The 18786-nt window shown below is 62.1% G+C and carries 14 protein-coding genes; 8 read left to right on the forward strand and 6 right to left on the reverse strand.

Going from position 1 to position 18786, the window contains the following annotated elements; genetic code table 11:
• Positions 1-63 precede the first annotated feature (63 nt).
• The 5 genes from ACQ4WO_RS18695 to ACQ4WO_RS18715 all read left to right on the forward strand — a co-directional run bounded on the left by ACQ4WO_RS18695 (position 64) and on the right by ACQ4WO_RS18715 (position 4472).
• Positions 64-1023 carry a CobD/CbiB family protein gene (locus ACQ4WO_RS18695; protein WP_034759859.1) on the forward strand — a complete coding sequence of 320 codons (960 nt, stop codon included), beginning with the start codon at positions 64-66 and terminating at the stop codon, positions 1021-1023.
• Positions 1024-1248: 225 nt separating this feature from the next.
• Positions 1249-1584, forward strand: coding sequence for a DUF3579 domain-containing protein (locus ACQ4WO_RS18700; RefSeq protein ID WP_029496213.1), 336 nt, complete (start codon positions 1249-1251; stop codon positions 1582-1584).
• 81 nt (positions 1585-1665) lie between these two features.
• Positions 1666-2115, forward strand: coding sequence for a CBS domain-containing protein (locus ACQ4WO_RS18705; protein WP_436482735.1), 450 nt, complete (start codon positions 1666-1668; stop codon positions 2113-2115).
• Positions 2116-2193: 78 nt separating this feature from the next.
• Entirely contained in the window at positions 2194-3012 is an 819-nt protein-coding gene (locus tag ACQ4WO_RS18710; RefSeq protein WP_436482736.1) for an AraC family transcriptional regulator, read from the forward strand.
• Complete coding sequence (locus ACQ4WO_RS18715) at positions 3009-4472, forward strand: nitrilase-related carbon-nitrogen hydrolase (RefSeq protein ID WP_436482737.1); 1464 nt, start codon at positions 3009-3011, stop codon at positions 4470-4472. The genes ACQ4WO_RS18710 and ACQ4WO_RS18715 overlap by 4 nt, the downstream gene beginning before the upstream one ends.
• Positions 4473-4664: 192 nt before the next feature.
• Here ACQ4WO_RS18715 and ACQ4WO_RS18720 read toward each other — a convergent pair whose 3' ends face one another.
• A complete protein-coding gene (locus ACQ4WO_RS18720; RefSeq protein WP_034759852.1) occupies positions 4665-5405 on the reverse strand; it encodes a GntR family transcriptional regulator in 741 nt (246 codons plus the stop codon).
• A gap of 387 nt (positions 5406-5792) precedes the next feature.
• On the opposite strand from ACQ4WO_RS18720, the gene ACQ4WO_RS18725 reads away from it, so the two are divergent.
• From ACQ4WO_RS18725 to ACQ4WO_RS18735, 3 genes are all read left to right on the forward strand, one after another.
• Positions 5793-8477 carry a TonB-dependent receptor gene (locus tag ACQ4WO_RS18725; protein ID WP_436482738.1) on the forward strand — a complete coding sequence of 895 codons (2685 nt, stop codon included), beginning with the start codon at positions 5793-5795 and terminating at the stop codon, positions 8475-8477.
• Positions 8478-8655: 178 nt separating this feature from the next.
• Positions 8656-11370: a TonB-dependent receptor gene (locus tag ACQ4WO_RS18730; protein WP_436482739.1), complete on the forward strand. Its 2715-nt coding sequence runs from the start codon at positions 8656-8658 to the stop codon at positions 11368-11370.
• A 190-nt stretch (positions 11371-11560) separates the two neighbouring features.
• On the forward strand, positions 11561-12682 hold the full coding sequence (locus tag ACQ4WO_RS18735; RefSeq protein WP_436482740.1) for an acyltransferase family protein: 1122 nt from the start codon (positions 11561-11563) through the stop codon (positions 12680-12682).
• On the opposite strand, the gene ACQ4WO_RS18740 is transcribed toward ACQ4WO_RS18735, so the two are convergent.
• From ACQ4WO_RS18740 to ACQ4WO_RS18760, 5 genes are all read right to left on the reverse strand, one after another.
• Positions 12679-13881: a DUF5009 domain-containing protein gene (locus ACQ4WO_RS18740; RefSeq protein WP_436482741.1), complete on the reverse strand. Its 1203-nt coding sequence runs from the start codon at positions 13879-13881 to the stop codon at positions 12679-12681. The genes ACQ4WO_RS18735 and ACQ4WO_RS18740 overlap by 4 nt on opposite strands.
• 80 nt (positions 13882-13961) lie before the next feature.
• The gene (locus ACQ4WO_RS18745; protein WP_230515565.1) at positions 13962-15266 is read right to left on the reverse strand and encodes a tetratricopeptide repeat protein; all 1305 of its coding nucleotides are present in this window, start codon (positions 15264-15266) and stop codon (positions 13962-13964) included.
• 160 nt (positions 15267-15426) lie between these two features.
• Positions 15427-16560, reverse strand: coding sequence for an ABC transporter ATP-binding protein (locus ACQ4WO_RS18750; protein ID WP_436482742.1), 1134 nt, complete (start codon positions 16558-16560; stop codon positions 15427-15429).
• A 14-nt stretch (positions 16561-16574) separates the two neighbouring features.
• Entirely contained in the window at positions 16575-17903 is a 1329-nt protein-coding gene (locus tag ACQ4WO_RS18755; RefSeq protein ID WP_436482743.1) for an MFS transporter, read from the reverse strand.
• A 26-nt stretch (positions 17904-17929) separates the two neighbouring features.
• The gene (locus tag ACQ4WO_RS18760; RefSeq protein WP_436482744.1) at positions 17930-18778 is read right to left on the reverse strand and encodes a carbohydrate ABC transporter permease; all 849 of its coding nucleotides are present in this window, start codon (positions 18776-18778) and stop codon (positions 17930-17932) included.
• Between the last annotated feature and the right edge of the window lie 8 nt (positions 18779-18786).

Consider the following 18786-nt stretch of genomic DNA (forward strand, 5'->3'; position numbering starts at 1 on the left):
CACTGCACTGCGCTATCGTAGCGGGCATTGCGGTATTGCTGAAAAAGACAAAAAGGACGTTTGATGACATTTCTCTCCATACTTTGCGCATTGCTGATCGAGCAGCTCAAACCTTTGCGCGCGGACAATCCGATCTACGCCGAAATCAAGAGCCTGGCAATGCGCATGGAGACCTGGTTCAATGCCGGCCACGCCAACCACGGCCGCATGGGTTGGTTCCTCATGATCGGCGTGCTGATGGTGCCGACGGCAGGCATTTACTGGCTCTTGCAGCATTATCAGCTGACCCTGCTGGCCTTTGCCTGGAATGTCCTCATCGTCTACCTGACCCTGGGCTTCCGTCACTACAGCCATTACTTTACGTCCATCCAGCTGGCCCTGAGCGCCGGCGACGAAGCGACCGCGCGCACCTTGCTGGCCGAGTGGACCAAGCTCGACACGGTGGGCATGGAAGCGAGCGAAATCGCCCGCATCGCGGTGGAAAAAGCCCTGGTCACCACGCACCGCAACGTGTTTGGCGTGTTCTTCTGGTTCCTCATGCCGCTGGGCCCTGCCTGCGCCGTGATGTACCGCGTGGCCGAATACCTGGCGCGTGCCTGGAACGAGCCCGAGCACATGCGCAATGAAGCGTTCGGCCAGTTCGCCGCGCGCGCCTTTTACTGGATCGACTGGATCCCCGTGCGCCTGACGGCCGTGGCGTTTGCCGTGGTCGGCAATTTCGAGGATGCCATCTATGCCTGGCGCAATTTCGCCCAGCGCTGGCAGGACGAGGCCATCGGCATTATCCTGACGGCAGGCGGCGGCGCCATGGGCGTACGCCTGGGCACGCCAGCGGAAACGGCGGCCCGCGTGCTCGTCACGCCGGACATGGCCGTCGATGACAGCGACAGCGAAAGCGATATCCTGCCAGGCGAAGAGCCGGGTGCACGCGCCTTGCAGAGCACGGTCGGCCTCGTCTGGCGCGCCTTGCTGCTGTGGATGCTGCTGCTGTTGCTGATGTCGGGCGCCGTTTTCCTCGGCTGACGCGGGCGCACACGCGCCATCCATGCGCCTGGCGCGTGGAACAAGGTTAAAATAGGGGCTGGCGCGTGATGCGTGCCGGCCCCTGTTTGCATCGTCAGGGCAGATCGAGGTGGAACCCAAGTCTTCTATAAGATATAATACTGGCTTACCGCAGCAAACGTAGTTGAATTACCAGCCCGGCCTACCCGCCGGGGCCATTCACGCAATCCAGTCCCGACAAGCCACATGGCCGAGTTATCTCAAAAAACAGGGGAACTCTCAGACGAGTTCTTCATCCTTGGTCTCACCAGCAATGGCAAGCAATTCCGACCCAGCGATTGGGCCGAGCGCCTTTGTGGAGTGATGTCCTGTTTCAATCCCGAAGGCGGCGGGCGCAATGCGCACCTCCAGTATTCGCCCTACGTGCGCCCGACCGTCGTCAATGGCGTCAAGTCGGTGGTGGTCAACACCAAGCTGCGCGAGATCGAGCCGATGGCGTTTCACTTCGTGCGCGAATTTGCCAAGGATAACGACCTGCAAATTGTCGAAGCCTGCTTCCTGCCGCCCCCCGAAGAAAAGTAAGATCGTTTCAATTGATGTGCCTCAAACCCGCCACGGCGGGCTGGCGTAGCGTGGACACTCTGCCTCAAACGGAGTGGCGACATGCGTATCGGCGACATCTGTACCCTGCACACCATCCATTGCCAGCGTGACACCAGCGTGCAGGACGCGGCGCTGCTGATGCGCCAGCACCACGTGGGCGACCTGATCGTGGCCGAACAGCCAAACGGCGAACGCGTGCCCATCGGCATCCTCACCGACCGCGACATCGTCATTTCCGTCATCGCTCTGGGCCTCGACCCGGCCAGCCTGCTGGTGGGCGACATCATGAGCGCACAGCTGCTCACGGCCAGCGAAGACGAAGACGTCTACGACATCATCGAACGCATGCGCATCAACGGCATCCGCCGCCTGCCTGTGGTCAACAGCCTGGGCGCGCCCTCCGGCGTCGTCAGCATCGACGACCTGCTCGCCTTCCTGGCCGAAGAGATGGCCGAGCTGGCGCGCATCAGCAGCGGCCAGCTCGTACATGAAAAGCGCATGCGTAAATAAGTCCGTATTGCGCAATTCCAATCAAATCCTCGTTACTTGAAAATGCTACAGTCGCTGCTCGTTCAACGGGAAGCGTTCATGCATTATTTGGCCAAGGCACTCTGGTATATCGAATCGCATTATGCGCAGAATCTCTCGCTCGGTGACATCGCCCGCGTGGGCGGCGCCTCGCCGTACCACCTGACGCGTGCGTTTGGCCTGGCCACGGGCCACTCCGTGATGCGCTATGTGCGGGCGCGCCGGCTCAGCGAGGCGGCGCACGCGCTGGCCCAAGGCGCGCAAGACATCCTCGCCGTCGCCCTGGAAGCAGGCTACAGTTCCCATGAAGCATTTACGCGCGCCTTTCGCGACCAGTTCCATGTCACGCCGGAAAAGGTGCGGGCCCAGCGCCACGTCGCCAACCTCGCGCTGGTGGACGCCATCAAAATGGATGTGGCGCCAGGTGTGCCCTTGGAAGCGCCCCGTTTCGAGCAGGGCCCCGCCTTGCTGGTGGCGGGACTCGTCGAACGCTATCGCGCAGAAACGGCTGCCGGCATCCCCGCCCTGTGGCAGCGCTTCCTGCCCCATGCGGCGCCCGGCCGGCTGGTGTATGGCGTGTGCTGCAACAATGACGACGCGGGCAATTTCGATTACCTGTGCGCCATGCCGGTCAGTGACTTTTCCCAGGCCCCCGATGGCTGGACGCGGCTGCGCATCGCCCCGCAGCGCTATGCCGTGTTTCATCACCGCGGGCATATTTCCACCATCCGCGCCACCTGGCGCACGGTGTGGAACGAGTGGCTGCCCCAGTCGGGGCTGGAAGTGGCCGACGCGCCCGACTTCGAACGCTACGACCGGCAATTCGATCCCGCCAGCGGTGTTGGTGGCGTGGAAATCTGGCTCCCCTTGAAAGCATGAGCATGCTCAATACCTTGTTTGCGCCGGCCCTGTTCGCCGCTGGCGCCGCGCTGCGCCCGCGCCTGTTGCAAATTGCCGCCGCGCTGGCGGCCGGCCTGCCCCTGTACTGGGTGCTGGGGCCGCAGCCGCTGGGCCCGCTGGCCTGGTGCGCGCCGCTGCCCGTCCTGTGGCTGGCCCTGCGTTCGTCGCGCCGCGATGCGGCCTGGATGACGTTGCTGGCCGCCATGCTGGGATTGTCATCGAACTTTACTTATTTCCACCTGCTGATGCCCTTGCCGGCCGTGCTGGCCGCGATCACCGTCAAGGCGCTGCTGTGGCTGCTGGTGGTGCTGGCCACGCGGCGCCTCGTGCTGCGCTATCGGGCAAGCTGGACGGTGCTGGCGTATCCCGTGCTGTGGGTGGCCATCGATACGCTGATGGCGGCCTTGCTGCCGGATGGTAACTGGGGCAGCCTCGCGTATTCGCAAGCGGATAACCTTGCCGTGCTGCAGGTGACGGCCCTGGCGGGCGTGCCTGGCCTGCTGTTTTTATTGTGCCTGGCGCCCTCCGCGCTGGCCTTGCTGCTGGCGGGAGGCCGCGCGTATGCGCCAGCGGCGGGCGTGACCGTGTTGCTGCTGGCGGCCGCGTTTGCCGGTGGCGCCTGGCGCGTGCACGGTGCCCCGGCATCTGGCGGGCCGCTGGCGGGGCTGGTGGCCATCGATGACTTTATCGGCCCGGCCACGCCGCCGGCGCGCACGCAAGCCATCTGGGACCAGTACGCGCGCCATATCGAGCAATTGGCCGGGCAGGGCGCCCGGCTGGTGCTGTTGCCGGAAAAGATAGCCGTGCTGGCGCCCGCGCACGCGGACGCCGTGCGGCAGCGTTTCCAGGCGCTGGCGCGCAGCACTGGCGTGTGGATCACCGTGGGTGTCGGCGTGCAGGACGCTGCCGGCCGGCGCAACCTGGCCTGGCTGTTCGCGCCCGATGGCGCCGCGCCTGTCAACTACCAAAAGCATCATCTGGCGCCGCCCGAGCGCGAGTTTCTTGCCGGCAGCGCGTATGCCGTGCAGCCGGTGGCGGGGCAGGCCATGGGCCTGGCCATCTGCAAGGACATGCATTTCACGCTCCTGGGGCACGCGTATGGCGCGGCCGGGGCGCAAACGATGCTGGTGCCGGCCTGGGACTTCCAGCTCGACGCCTGGATGGGGGCGCGCATGACGGTGGTGCGCGGCGTGGAAAATGGTTATGCCGTGCTGCGCGCGGCACGCGAGGGCGTGCTGACGGTCAGCGATGCGTATGGACGCGTGCTGGCGGAGCGCGCCAGCAGCGCCATGCCGGGCAGCACCTTGCTCGCGCCGCTGCCGTCGCACCCGTCCGTTTCCACCTGGGCCGGATGGCTGGGGCCGCTATTCGGCTGGATGTGCGTGGCGCTGGGCGTGATTTTGCTGTGCGTGGGCCGCCGTGCCATGCCCGCTTCCTGACGGGGAACGCCACGTTTTGCTGCAATGCGCAAAACCGCATTGCGCGGCTTTCTTTTATATTTTCCGCAGACAGCCACATAATCGCCGCTGATTATGTCCCTATTGCCGTGCATATATAGGCGCGATGCCGGCCTATATATTGCACTGCAATAAGTGGTTTTATCTGGTATTGAGAAATTCAGGCATCCGGTATTAATTGGTACTTAATTCAGCCACGAAGTCATACATATCGCCGCGGAAGTAGGAGCGGCAAAATTCCACGGCGCGGCCATCGCGCAAAAAGCCCAGCCTTTCCACCGACAAGCCCGCGTCGCCTTCCTCCGCCTGCAGCAGGCTGGCCTGTTCCCCCGTCAATAAAAGCGCGCTGAGGCGCTGCAAGGCGCGCACGGGCCGGTTGCCCGCCTGTTCCAGCGCGTCGTACATCGATACGTCGACGGCGTCGAGCGCCGGCAGGCAACTGGCGACGATGGTCGCGTACTCCAGGCACATCGGCACCTCGTCCGCATAGCGGATGCGGTGGAAGCGGTACACGGGCGCGCCCGGCGACAGCCGCAGGCGCAAGGCCTCTTCCGGCGTCACGGTTCCCTCTGCGCGCTTGAGCCACACGCTGCGCGGCGTGCGTCCGCGCGCGCGCATGTCCTCGGAAAACGAGGTCAGCTTGGCGAAGTTTTTCTCGATGCGCGTATTGATGAAATTGCCCGAGCCGGGGCGGCGCACCAGCAAGCCCTCGTTAACGAGGCCATCGATGGCCTTGCGCACGGTGATGCGCGAAACGGCCAGGTCGCTGGCCAGCTGGCGTTCGGCCGGCAGGGCTTCGTCGGGGCCGAGGATGCGCTTGTCGATCGCTTCGCGCAGCGCGCGCTGCAGTTGCTGGTACAGGGGCAGGCTACTCGTCTGCCCCAGGCCTTGCATGATGTGAGCCAGGGTTGTCATACGCTGAGGGTCTCCGTTACGGCGCGTTGCAGACGCGCTCTGTATCTGTTTTGTGTCGCTGGATAATACCAAAAAAGGCCGTTATAAAACCAATTTGAATTATCAGGCCGGCAATTTATGCATGGTCCCGCTGGTATTTAACGCGCCCATACGGGCTACAGATTGATTTGGATAAAGTGGTCTGTGTGATTCAAACAACGTTATAAAAAAAAAGTTGCAACTGGTAGTGTTCTGGTATTGGATAGTAGTATATTGGCGTTGAATTGGTTTTGTAAGTGGTTGTGCCGAAGGGTCTGCAGCATGCCGCGAGAGTGGGCGGGCTGGAAAGAAGACCTACGTTAAAAATGAAAAGGTTCCAATCCTGGAGCCTAAATCAAGGGGGAGTACATGAAACGCAATTTGACACCTGCAGCTGCCGTCGTGAAATCCGGTTCGCGTAGCCGTACGCCGATCGCTGCGGCCGTTGCCGTGATGGTCGCCGGTCTGTCCTTTTCGGCGCAGGCGCAGGAAGCGCCCGCCGAAGACGTGGCCACCGTGGTGACGGTGACCGGCGTGCGTGCCTCGCTGGAAAAGTCGCTGAAGCAAAAACGTAATGCGGATTCCGTGGTGGAAGTGGTCACCGCCGAAGATATCGGCAAGATGCCAGACCGTAACGTGGCTGACGCGATCCAGCGCCTGCCAGGTGTGAATACCCAATCGTCTGCCGGTGGCGAAGGCGGCTTCGGCGAAAACGACCGCGTCAGCCTGCGCGGCACCAGCCCCAGCTTCCAGCAAACCTTGTTTAACGGCCACGCCATCAGCACGGGCGACTGGTTCGTGCTGAACCAGTTCGGCGGCAACGTCGGCCGCAGCAGCAGCTTTTCCCTGCTTCCATCGGAGCTGGTGAGCTCCGTGGTCGTGCACAAGAGCGCCACGGCGGACCTGCCTGAAGGCGGCGTCTCGGGGGTGATCGACGTGATCACCCGCCGTCCGCTGGAATTCAAGAACCGGATCACGGCAGAAGGCTCGATCCAGGCTTTCCACAATGACCTGGCCGGCAAGACCGACCCGCAGTTCTCCGGCCTGGTGAACTGGAAGAATGACACGAATACCCTGGGCATCATGGTGCAGGGTTTTTCGCAAAAATCGACCGTGCGCCGCGATGGCCAGGAAATCCTCGGCTACACGCCGATCGCCGCAGGCAGCAACGCGGCCAAGGCCCATCCTGAACTGGCCGGCGTGAAAGTGCCGACCTTTATCGGCGCCAGCCTGTTCGAGCAAAAGAAAACTCGCGAAGGCGGCGCATTCGACATCGAATTCAAGCCCAGCAAGGACTTGACCCTGGATGTGAACGGCTTCTACTCGCAATTGAAGGCGCCGCATCAAAACACCAACTGGCTGGCTGCGCCTGCCAACTCGATCAACAGCACGGACGACAAAGGTGTGTCGACCGGCCAGGTGCCGACCAACTACACGGTCAAGAATGGCACGCTGACGGGCGCCACCTTCGCCAGGAACTCGGGCGAAGTCGATAATATCTACCGTCCTGACGCTGGCGGCGAATCGTACTATCTCGATTTCAACTTCAAGTACCGCGCCACCAAGGATCTGACACTGACCGGTAAACTGGGCAAGACCCACGGCGTCGGCTATGACCGTGACGATGTCTACTACCAGAACAACGTCGATGGCGGCATGGTGTATCAATTGAATGGCTTGAGCCCGGCCAGCGTTTCCTATCCGGGCGGCACCACCACCAAGCCTGGCTCGACGGCATGGGCCGGCGGCGGCGAATCGCGTTCCGTTGACCAGGAAAAATATGCCCAGATCGATGCGGAACTGCGCCTGTCGTCCGGCATCTGGGATTCGGTCAAGTTCGGTGGCCGCTTGACCGACCACAAGCGCGATGCGGAGCATCCGTTTGAGACCCGTCCGGGCGACCTGGGTTTCAGCAACCCTGGCCCGGCATGGAATGGCAGCATGTACCCAAGCGACTTCGCCAAGAATCTGGGTGGCAACCTGTCGAGCAACTACTTCAAGTACGACGGCTCGGCGCTGGGCGCCTGGGGCGCGGCTCCTGGCAACCGTCTGTTTGACTACGTGCGTCGCCATAACTGGACCGACGAATTCAAACTGAAGGAAAAAACCTCGGCAATCTATGCCATGGCCAACCTGACGGGCGACAACTGGAGCGGTAACTTCGGCCTGCGCGCCGTCCACACCAAGCAGTCGACGCTGGTCAACCAGGCCGGCGGCCCGATCACCGGCTCCGACTGGGGTGCGTACTCGCAGCACCTGTACGAGCGTAGCTACAACGACTACCTGCCTAGCGCCAACATCAAGTTCGATGTGCGCAATGACCTGGTCGTCCGCGGCGCCATTGCCCGCACCATCGCCCGTCCTGACTACAGCGCGCTCGGTGGTTCGGTATCGCTGAACGACGATGCACTCAGCGGCAGCGGCGGCAACGTCAACCTGAACCCGGTGAAGTCGGATAACGCCGAAGTCAGCGCCGAATGGTATTTCGCACCGAAGTCGGCCTTCTCGGTGGGCCTGTTCTACATGGACTTGAAATCGGTCGTGTCGAATGGTACCGTCAACGCTACCTACTTCAACAGCAAGCGCAATGCCAATGCCGTGTACCAGATCACGTCGCCATTCAACACCAGCGGCAAGAACAAGGGCGCAGAATTCAGCTACCAGCAACCGCTGTTCGGCGACTTCGGCATCCTGGCCAACTACACCTATGCCGACGGCAAGCTGGACAATGGTGATGAACTGGTCAATGCATCGCGCAGCACGTATAACCTGACGGCCTTCTACGAAGCCAATGCCCTCAGCGCACGCCTGGCCTACAACTACCGTTCGGCCTACAAAGCGGGCGTGGACCGTGGCGCCAGCCAGCACGTTGCCGGCGCGGGCGGCCTGGCCGGTTCGCTCAACTACAAGATCAACGAACACTTCACGATCACGTTCGATGCGCTTAACTTGACGAACACGACCATCAAGATGTACGCGGAAAACAAGGATCAGCCACGCGCTTTCTATAGCAACGGCCGTACCTTCTACTTGGGCCTGCGCGCCAAGCTGTAAGCAAGACGATCTGGCCTGATGCATCCGCGTCGGGCCCGGTCTTCCTCGGTCTTTTCAAGGCAAGTTCCTGTTTCGGGAGCTTGCCTTTTTTTTTCGACGCCCACTGGCAGGGCGCCTGCCGTCTGTACTCATATAAAACCGTCCGGCCACTGTGGCGGACATCTATAACGAGGAGTCTATGAACAGTCGTTTGCACCCCGTATTGCACCCCATCGCCGCCGCTGCGGCCTTGCTGTCCATGAGCATGGCGGCCCAGGCGCAGCAGGCCCAGGTCGCAGCTCCATCGATGCAGGAGGTCGTCGTCACCGGCATTCGCGCCTCGCTGGAGCAGTCGCTGAGTCAGAAGCGCAACAGCGATTCCGTGATCGATGTCGTCAGCGCCGAAGACATCGGCAAGCTGCCGGACAAGAACGTGGCCGACGCCGTACAGCGCGTGCCGGGCGTGAATATTTCCTCGTCGGCAGGCGGCGAGGGCGGTTTTTCGGAGAACGACCGGGTCAGCATTCGAGGCACCAGCCCCAGCCTGACGCAAACCCTGATCAATGGCCATGCCGTCGGCACGGGCGACTGGTTCGTCACCGACCAGGTGGGCACCGTGGGGCGCAGCGTCAGCTTCGCCTTGCTGCCATCGGAAATCGTCAGCCGCGTCACCGTGCAAAAGAGTTCGCAGGCGGACCTGGTGGAAGGCGGCGTGGCCGGCTCCATCAATATCGAGACGCGCAAGCCCCTCAGTTTCAAGAATCCGTTCACGGCCGAGCTGGCCGTGCAGGCGATCTATGCGGACTTGCCGGGCAAGACAGATCCGCAAATGAATGCCCTGTTCAACTGGAAGAACGAAGCGAAGACCATGGGCGTGCTGTTTCAGGTCTTTTCCGAAAAACGCCACGAGCGCCGCGATGGCCAGGAATTCTTCGGCTATGGCGCCATCGACGCCAACAGTCCGGCCGCGCAGAAATATCCGGAACTGGCCGGCGTGCTGGCGCCGCTGGGTATCAACTCGGCCCTGTTCGAGCAAGTGCGCAAGCGCCAGGGCGGCAGCATCGACCTGCAATTCAAGCCGACGTCTGATTTGATGCTGGACGTCAACGGCTTCTATTCCAAGCTGGACGCGGCCAATTACAACCGCAGCTTTTATAACCAGCCGGGCGCCAACCTGAATGCCGTCGACAATGACGGCAAGCACGTCGGCCTGATTCCCAGCGCGTTTACGGTCAAGAACAATACACTGGTGGCGGCCGACTTTCCCGCGTCGCAGTTTCCTGTGGCCAACGCCACCACGCCGTACAACGGCCAGCTGTATCCGGCCCTGGTCGACCAGATCTACCGCCCCGGCTCAAACTCGTCGACCGCGTACATCGACTTCAACGGCAGCTACCGCGCCAGCGAGCGCCTGCGCATCACGGGCAGCCTAGGCTACACGCGCGGCATCGGCGAGACGCCCGTCGACCTCGGCTATGAGGCTGGCTTGACGGGCGTCGGCGTGTCATACCAGCTGAACGGCCTGTCGCCGGCCAGGCTGAATTTTCCGGGTCTCGATATTTCCAAATTTTCCGACGTGGTCACGGCATCGGCCTGGGGTTCGCATGTGGAAACCCTGGATACGGAAAAATATGGTCAGGCCGATGGCGAGCTGAGCATGGATTATGGCGTGCTGGAGTCGTTGAAGTTCGGCGCGCGCTATGCGGAACACCACCGTAATGTGTCGTGGCCGGAAAACCGCAGCTGCGTCGTGTGCGACGGCACGACGAATGCACCCTTGCCGAAGTGGAATGGCGGTACCTATCCCGGCGATTATGGCAAGGGGCTGGGTGGCAGCGCGCGGGGCCGCTACTGGCAGCTCGATCCGGCCGACCTGGTGGCGTGGGCCAACAAATACGACAATTCGGGCGGGCCGAATTCGCGCAACTGGCCGGCTGAGCTGGACGTGAAGGAAAAGGATAGCGCGGCCTACATCATGGCTAACCTGGCAGGCAACAAGTGGCGCGGCAATGTGGGCGTGCGCATCGTGCGTACGCAGCAGACGACGGTGACGAACGTGCCGGGCGGCGAAAATCCGATCGGCCAGGAAAACATTTTCGGCACCTACACGCCCACCGTCGTCAAGCACAGCTACACGGATGTGCTGCCCAGCGCGAATATCAAGTTTGACTTGAGCAAGGACCTGGTGGCCCGCGCGGCTGTGGCGAAAACCATGGCGCGCGCCGACTACAGCGCACTGGTGGGTGCCGTCAACCTGAATGACCAGTTACTGACGGGCACGGGCGGCAATCCGGACCTGAAACCGATACGCTCGACCAACTACGATGCCACTCTGGAATGGTATTTTGCACCGAAGGCGATGCTGTCCGTGGGCGCCTTCTACATGGACATGAAATCGTACGTGACGTTTGGTACAGCGCCCGTGAGCTACTACAATAATACCTTCAAGAAATTCAACACCTATGTGATCCAGTCGCCGACGAATATCGGCGCCAAGAACAAGGGTGTGGAACTCAGTTACCAGCAGGGCCTGTGGGGCGGTTTCGGCGTGGTGGGCAATTACACCTATACGAATGGCAAGGCCGACGATGGCGCCGCCGTGGTCGGTAGCTCGCGCGACACCTACAACCTGGAAGGCTATTACGAGGACGAGCGCCTGAGCGCTCGCCTGGCTTACACCTATCGCTCCAGCTTCCTGGCCGGCCTGTTCAGCAGCTCGCCCCAGTATGTGCATGGTGTGGGCAACTTGGCCGCGTCGCTCAACTACAAGATTAACGAGCGCTATTCGCTGACCTTCGATGTGCTGAACTTGAATAATCCGGTACTCAAGTATTACGGCGCCAACCAGGACCAGCCGACGGCCCTGTACTCGAATGGACGTCAATTTTATTTTGGTCTGCGCGCCAAGCTGTAGTTGATAACGCCTGACCAAACCTGCTGCGCGTCGGTATAGGTGGCTTGCGATGCTCACCGTACTAGAAGTACGGTTGCGCTTCTCGGCCACCTCTCCCTTCCGCTCGCGACGGTTTTGCCAGGCGTCGTCATTTTTCAGGTTTTCCGCCACAAGCGGGGAGCCGGTTTTTATCTTTTGGAATTGTTTGACCATGACTATTGTTTCTCAACGCTACCTCGCCCTCGACGTCCTGCGCGGCCTGACCGTCGCCCTGATGATCGTCGTCAATACCCCGGGCGACTGGGGCAGCGTGTATGCGCCGTTCCTGCATGCCGAATGGCATGGTTTTACCCTGACGGACCTGGTCTTTCCCAGCTTTCTGTTTGTCGTCGGCAATGCGCTGGTCTTTGCGCTAGGGAAATATGAGCACCTCGGGCATGGCGCCGTGCTGGCCAAGCTGTGCAAGCGCAGCGCGCTGATCTTTTTGCTGGGCTTCTTGCTGTACTGGTTTCCCTTCTTCAAGATCGACGATGCGGGCCAGTTCGCCTGGTCGCCGCTGTCGCATACGCGCATTCCCGGCGTGCTGCAGCGCATCGCCGTGTGCTACCTGGCCGCCGCCCTGATCCTCCATTACTGGAAGACGCGGGGCGCGCTGGTCTTCAGCGCCTGCGCCTTGCTCGGCTACTGGGCCATCCTCGCGACGTGGGGCGACTACAGCTTGCACGGCAATGCGCCGGCCAAGCTCGATTTGATCTTGTTGGGCGACAGCCATCTGTACCACGGCGAAGGCATCGCCTTCGATCCGGAAGGCATCCTCGGCACCTTGCCAGCTATCGTCAATGTGATTGCCGGCTATCTGGCAGGCAGCTTCGTGCGTCGGACGGCGCCGGCGCAGCTGCGTGCCGCGCTGTATCGGCTGGTGGTGGTCGGCGTCATCTGCGTGGCCGTGGCCCTGTGCTGGAACGAAGTATTCCCGATCAACAAGAAGCTGTGGACCAGCTCTTACGTGATGCTCGGTATCGGCCTGGACTTGCTGCTGCTGGCGCTGCTGATGTTCGTCATCGACGTGCGCAAGGTCACGGGCTGGACCTACTTTTTTGAAGTCTTCGGCAAGAACACGCTGTTCATTTACCTGGTGTCGGAAGTGCTGGTGATCATCGCGTTTACCGTGCGCACGGGTGGCGGCAATCTGTACCAGTGGCTGTACCAGCACTGGTTCACGGGCTGGGCGCCGGCGCGCGTGGGTTCCTTGCTGTTTGCCGTCAGCTTCATGCTGCTGTGCTGGCTGATCGCCTACGCCATGGACAAGCGCAAGATCTACATCAAAGTCTAGAATTTCAATTTCAGGCCGTAGCGCGTGGCCACGGCCGTCAACAGCAGCATCAGGGCGGTGACGGCGGCCGCGTTCCACAGGCCGGCCGCGCCACCCGTCTCCCAATACGGCCACCAGAAGCGCGGCAGGTGCAGCACGGCCGCCAGTTGCTGCCACAGGTCGGGCACGATGTAGGCGAACAGGGCATTGGTGCCGGCGGGCAAGAGCACCACGGCCCAGGCACGCCAGCGCCACACGTCGATGACGATGTAAAACACGAGGAACAGGGCCAGGATGAGGGCGCTGCACACGAGCGTGTAGGATTCCGTCGCCGCGATCTTGTTGATGTGGTGATACGGCCGCAGCAGCATACCGGCGGCGAACATGCCAAGCGCGAACCACGCCATGAAACGGATGCGCTGCCCATGGCTCAGGGCGGCGCCGCGCAGGAACAGCTGGCCCACCAGGATGCCGGCCAGTACGTTGGCCGCCGTCGAACCGAGCACTTGCGGCACGTTGACGAAGGCGTTGATGCCTGCCGGCAGGAAGTCGAGGCTGCCCGCCGTGCCGCCCATGTACAGCGAGAGCAGCAGGGCAAACATGCCCATCAGCGCCGTGCCGTTGCCCCGGCACGCCAGGTACAGCAGGCTGCATAGCAAATAGGACCAGCCTATCATGCCGAGGATGCCCCACCACGACGGTTGCAGCCAGGTGCTGGAAAATTCCGCGTTCAGTTCGCCGCGAAACGTCGCCAGCAGGAACAGCATCAGGATGCAGCCCGCTGCCAGCTCCAGCTTGCCCGCGCCCTGGCGCCACAGCAGGATCATGGCCACATAAAACAGCAGGAAGTACAAAGCCTGTGGCAGCGGCGCCGCCTGCGCATCGTAGCGGTAGGCGTTGGCCAGCACGACGCCGGCCAGCATCAGGCTGGCGGAGCGCCACAGCAGGCGCCCCAGCAAGGCCGGCGTGACGTGGCCGCAATGGCGCTGCAAGGCCAGCGGTATGGCCATGCCGACCATGAACAGAAAACCGGGAAAGACCAGGTCGGGTAGTGTGATGCCGTCGGCGCGGGGGGCCGCATGTTCGAGCCACCAGGCAATGCCGGGCATGCCGGCCAGGTAGTTGACCCAGATCATGATGACGATCACGCAGCCGCGGAAGGCGTCCAGGCTGGTCAAGCGTTCGGCGGCGGTGGCAGTGGCAACAGTGGCTGGCGGCATGAAAGAATGAAAAAGGTCGAAAAAAAAGCAGCCCCGGCGTGAGCCGGGAACTGCCTTGCGCATGCTGGCGGGAGCGGGAATTACTGTGCCGCTGCTGCCGGTGCCGCCGCTGCCGTGGCAGGACGGTTCAGCCACAGGATCCAGTAGCGGGCCAGGTCGCCCACGCCGTCGCCGCCCTTGACCGTTTCCAGAACCTTGATGGCATCGTCTTTCTTGCCAGCCATGGCGTAGGAATAACCGAGGCGCAGCTTGGCGTCTTCTGGACGCTTCAGGCCGCCCTTGGCGATGCCTTTCTCGATCAGGTCGATACCTTTGTCGAACTGGTCCATTGTGACAAAAGCGTAGCCGAGGTTGATCAAGCCCGTGCCATCCTTGCTCTTCATGGCCGATGCTTCGCCGCTGGCGATGTTCTTCGCATCGTCCGCGGCAGCCTTGCTGGCCTGGTCACGCAGCTTCTTGTGCTTGGCGGCACTCGCGCCCGTGCCCAGCACGCCTTTGGCAAAGCCTGCGTCGAGGACTTTTTTCGCTTCCGTCGGGAAGGCGTTTTGCAAGGCGATTTCAGCCATGTCGCTGTAATCTTGCGGCGGCATGGTGCCCACGGCCTTGAATTGCAGGCGCAGCACGTCGAGTGCGAAGCGGTCGGAATAGCCGGCCTTGCCTTGCAAGCGGCCCAGCAGGTCGCTCCAGTAGTCGTCCGACGGGTAGTAGCGCACCAGGTTTTCCATGGCGATCAGGTAGGTGGCCGGATCCTTGCTTTTCGAGCCCGTGTTGGCCAGCAATTGCAGTTCTTCGATGGTCGGCGTCTTGCCAGCTTGCTGCTTGGCCGTCACGTCAGCCATCAGTTCCTGTTTCGCGCGCGCGAAATCATTGCTGAAGTAATAGGCGCGGATGATGTAGGGGCGCACGGTGGCCACGTCGCCTGTTGCCGTCTGGTAACGGGTGAACCATTTGATGGCGTTCGGGTAATCTTTGGCGTTGTAGTGGTAGTTGGCCAGCGCCTGGATGAAGTCGCCTTCCGATTTCTTGTCCAGCTTGCCCGATTCGATGACCGCTTCCAGCGCCGTCATGGCCATAGGCGCATTGTTGGTGGTCGACGCCAGCGCCACGCGCAGGCGGTTCAGCACGAACGTTTCATACGGCGTCAGGGCGGGAATGGCGGCAGCCTGGTCGATGCGGCTTTGCACGTCGGCGTAGTTTTTGGCGTCCATCGATGCCTTCACGGCGGTCGGATCGAGCAGCTTGAACACTTCAGGGCGTACCGAATCGGCCGGGGCGGCAGCAGCGGCGGCTGGCTTGGCATCCTGCGCGTGCGACAGGGATGGCAGGACATTGAGGCCGATGGCGGCCAGGAGCAGGCTAAGGCGTGCAAGACGGAATTGGGACATGGTCAATCCTTCAATCAATAACAAAAATACGCACCGGCACTGGCAGCCGCAACATCGTGTAGTAGCATTGCCAGAGGGGCAAGGAAGCTCGAAAAAATACATTTCTGCCAGTCTGCCTGCACAAGTCAAACAGAAGCGGCATGATACAAAACGGCTATTGTCACATAAACGGCTGAGCGGGTGCGGCAAACGTGCGCGCCAGGGCTTGCCCTTTGGCATCGAACAGCAGGCAGCGCTGCTGCGGCAGATGCAGGCGCATGGCGTCGCCCGCGTGGCGCAAGCCTTCTTCGGCCGGCAGCTTGACGGCCAGCATCTCGGCTGCGCCCGGCATGCTGGCGTAAACGATGGCCACATCGCCCAGGTATTCGACATGGCTGACGGCCGCGTCGACGACGTTGCTGTCCGGAGTGCCCCGGTGCTGCAGGCTGACATGCTCGGCGCGCACGCCCAGGGTCAGCTGGTTGCCCGGCGCCACGCCATCGCCGTGCGCCTCGACGTCGATGACGGCGCCGCCGGGCAGGCGCACGGCCACGGAACCGGGGCTGCAGGCGACGGCCTCGCAAGCGATGAAATTCATCTTCGGCGCGCCGAGGAAGCCGGCCACGAACAGGTTGCCGGGATTGTTATATAGTTCGTGCGGACTGCCCACCTGTTCGATGCGCCCGCCGTTGAAGACGACGATGCGCTCGCCCAGGGTCATGGCCTCGACCTGGTCGTGCGTGACGTAGATCATGGTCGTCTTCAGTTCCTGGTGCAGGCGTGAAATCTCCACGCGCATCTGCACGCGCAACGAGGCATCGAGGTTCGACAGCGGTTCGTCGAAGAGAAAAACCTTGGGTTTGCGCACGATGGCGCGGCCGATGGCCACGCGCTGGCGCTGGCCGCCCGACAGGTCTTTCGGTTTGCGTTTCAACAGCGGCGTGATCTGCAGGATCTCGGCCGCGCGCTCGACGGCGGCGCGCGCCTCGGCCTTTTTATGTCCGGCCAGGGAGAGGGCGAAGGCCATGTTCTCGAACACCGTCATGTGCGGATACAGGGCGTAGCTCTGGAAGACCATGGCCAGGCCCCGTTCGGCCGGCGCGATGTCGTTGGCCAGCCGGCCGCCGATATGCAGCTCGCCATCCGTGATGTCTTCCAGCCCCGCGATCATGCGCAGCAGGGTCGATTTACCGCAGCCGGACGGCCCCACGAAGACGACGAATTCGCCGTCGCGGATATCGAGGTCGATGCCGTGGATGACGGGGTGCTTGTCGTTGTACAGCTTGACGATATTTTTTAATGCGATATGTGCCATGAAATGCTTCTATCCTAGCTTGCGCTGGCCGGCGCGGAGGTGGCGCCGGCGTCAGATGGGTCGGAGGTATCCTTAGGGCCGATGCGCATGAAACGCGACAGGATCAATACGGGCACGGCCGACACCAGCACCCACAGGAAGAAAGTCTTGTAGCCGAGCGCCGTCTGGATGTCGCCGCTGATCATCTTGAACAGCACGAAGCCCAGCTGCATCACGCCGGTGGCGAACGCATAGTGGGCCGTCTGGTACTTGCCCACGGAGACCACCTGCATCATGAACAGGATCAGGCCGACGAAGCCGAAGCCGTAGCCGAACATCTCCACGCTGAGCGCGGCCGTGATCAGGGTCAGGTCGGTCGGCATGCTGTGGCTCAGGTAGTAGAACACGAGGTTCGGCAAGTTCATGGCCAGGATCAGAAAGAACATGGCGCGCTTGAGGCCCAGCCACGACGTGAAGTAGCCGCCGCCGATGCTGCCCAGCAGGAAGGCGACGGTGCCGGCCGTGCCGTACACGGCGCCCACTTCCGTCGTCGACAGGCCCAGTCCCCCCAGTTCGCGCGCTTCGCGCAGGAACAGCGGGCCGATGGTCTGCACTTGCGCTTCGCCCGCGCGGAACAGGATGATGAAGGCGATCATGCCCCAGATGCCGGGCTTTTTCAGGAAGTCGACCAGCACGTCCCACAGGGCGCTCTTGACACCGGCCACGCTCTTGTCGGCCACGGCCGCGTTGCGCACCTGCGGCAGCGCCCACAGGTGGTAGGCGGCCAGCGACAGCATCATGGCGCCGATGATCAGGAAGATCACCGACCAGGCGGGCTTGATGCCGATTTTTTTCTCCAGGTAGCCGGCCAGGATCACCAGGCCGCCCAGCGAGATGAACTTGCCCGCATTGAAGAAGGCGCCTTGCCAGCCCGCGTAGGCGGCCTGCTGCTTGTCCGACAGGCTGGCGATATACAGGCCGTCGCAGACGATGTCGTGCGTGGACGAGGCCAGCGCGGCGACGAACAGCACGGCGATGCAGGCGGCGAACCACAGCGGCGTTTGCAGCGCCAGCGCGATCAGGCCCAGGCTCAGGCCGCCAAGGAACTGGAACAGCACCACCATGGTCTTCTTGCTCGACGCCAGTTCCAGGAAGGGACTCCACAGCGACTTGAAGACCCAGGCAAAGCCGATCAGGCCCGTCCAGCGGGCGATCTGGTCGTTCGGCACGCCCATGCTCTTGAACATCAGGCCGGCCACCAGGGCCACGGCGTAGAACGGCAAGCCCTGGGCGAAGTACAAGGTGGGCACCCAGGTGATCGGGCTGCGTGCTTTTTTACTGATGCTGATGCGCTTGTCGTGCATGGAGGCTTCCTTATCGAGAGACGTTTTCATTTGACTGCGCCGTCCATGCCGCGCATGAAGAAGCGTTGGGTAAACAGGAAGGCGAGCAGGGTCGGCACGATGGTGATCAGGGTGCCGGCCGCGATCACGCGCGTGCTGCTGCCGAAGGTGCCGCGCAAGTACAGCACGCCCACCGACAGGGGGAATTCATCGGGTTTGCTCATGACGATGGATGGCCAGATGTATTCATTCCACGATTCGACGGCCGTCAGGATGCCGACGGTGGCCAGCCATGGCGTGATCAAAGGCAGCATGATGCGGCTGAAGATGACCCACTCGGACGCGCCATCGACACGCGCCGCGTCGATCAGGTCTTGCGGCACTTCCTCGAACGCCTGCTTGAGCAGCAAGATGGCTACGGCCGTCACCACGTTGGGCAGGATCACGCCCGTGTAGGTATCGACCAGGCTCATTTGCGTGATGGTGATGAAGTTGACGAGGAAGTTGACCTCGGACGGCAGCACCAGGGTGGCCAGGATCAGGCCGAACACGAGTTTGCGGCCTCGGAATTTCAGGCGCGCCAGCGGATACGCGGCCAGTGAACACAGCAGCAGTTTCCAGAACACGGTGAACACGGCGATCAGCACGGAGTTCTTGAAGAACGACCAGATCGGGATGGCATTGAACACTTCGATGAAGTTGTCCAAGGACGGCGCCTTCGGCCAGAAGGTGGGCGGAAAAGCGAAGATATTGCCTTCCGTGGAAATGGCCGTCACCAGGGTCCACCAGAAAGGGAAGACGCAGACGACAGCGATGGCGCACAGCACGGCATAGTGGCCCGCATATTGGCCAATGAGCTGCAAACGCGTTTTCAGGGGGCGGGAACGGAGTTTCATGGTCACTC

Source organism: Janthinobacterium aestuarii, from assembly GCF_051380835.1.
GTDB classification, from domain to species: domain Bacteria; phylum Pseudomonadota; class Gammaproteobacteria; order Burkholderiales; family Burkholderiaceae_D; genus Janthinobacterium; species Janthinobacterium aestuarii.

Coding starts and splice junctions, on each gene's coding strand:
- ACQ4WO_RS18715 (WP_436482737.1), top strand. CDS start 3,009: ATGAGCATGCTCAATACCTTGTTTGCGCCGGCCCTGTTCGCCGCTGGC.
- ACQ4WO_RS18740 (WP_436482741.1), bottom strand. CDS start 13,881: ATGCCGCCAGCCACTGTTGCCACTGCCACCGCCGCCGAACGCTTGACC.
- ACQ4WO_RS18730 (WP_436482739.1), top strand. CDS start 8,656: ATGAACAGTCGTTTGCACCCCGTATTGCACCCCATCGCCGCCGCTGCG.
- ACQ4WO_RS18705 (WP_436482735.1), top strand. CDS start 1,666: ATGCGTATCGGCGACATCTGTACCCTGCACACCATCCATTGCCAGCGT.
- ACQ4WO_RS18745 (WP_230515565.1), bottom strand. CDS start 15,266: ATGTCCCAATTCCGTCTTGCACGCCTTAGCCTGCTCCTGGCCGCCATC.
- ACQ4WO_RS18720 (WP_034759852.1), bottom strand. CDS start 5,405: ATGACAACCCTGGCTCACATCATGCAAGGCCTGGGGCAGACGAGTAGC.
- ACQ4WO_RS18695 (WP_034759859.1), top strand. CDS start 64: ATGACATTTCTCTCCATACTTTGCGCATTGCTGATCGAGCAGCTCAAA.
- ACQ4WO_RS18710 (WP_436482736.1), top strand. CDS start 2,194: ATGCATTATTTGGCCAAGGCACTCTGGTATATCGAATCGCATTATGCG.
- ACQ4WO_RS18700 (WP_029496213.1), top strand. CDS start 1,249: ATGGCCGAGTTATCTCAAAAAACAGGGGAACTCTCAGACGAGTTCTTC.
- ACQ4WO_RS18735 (WP_436482740.1), top strand. CDS start 11,561: ATGACTATTGTTTCTCAACGCTACCTCGCCCTCGACGTCCTGCGCGGC.
- ACQ4WO_RS18755 (WP_436482743.1), bottom strand. CDS start 17,903: ATGCACGACAAGCGCATCAGCATCAGTAAAAAAGCACGCAGCCCGATC.
- ACQ4WO_RS18760 (WP_436482744.1), bottom strand. CDS start 18,778: ATGAAACTCCGTTCCCGCCCCCTGAAAACGCGTTTGCAGCTCATTGGC.
- ACQ4WO_RS18725 (WP_436482738.1), top strand. CDS start 5,793: ATGAAACGCAATTTGACACCTGCAGCTGCCGTCGTGAAATCCGGTTCG.
- ACQ4WO_RS18750 (WP_436482742.1), bottom strand. CDS start 16,560: ATGGCACATATCGCATTAAAAAATATCGTCAAGCTGTACAACGACAAG.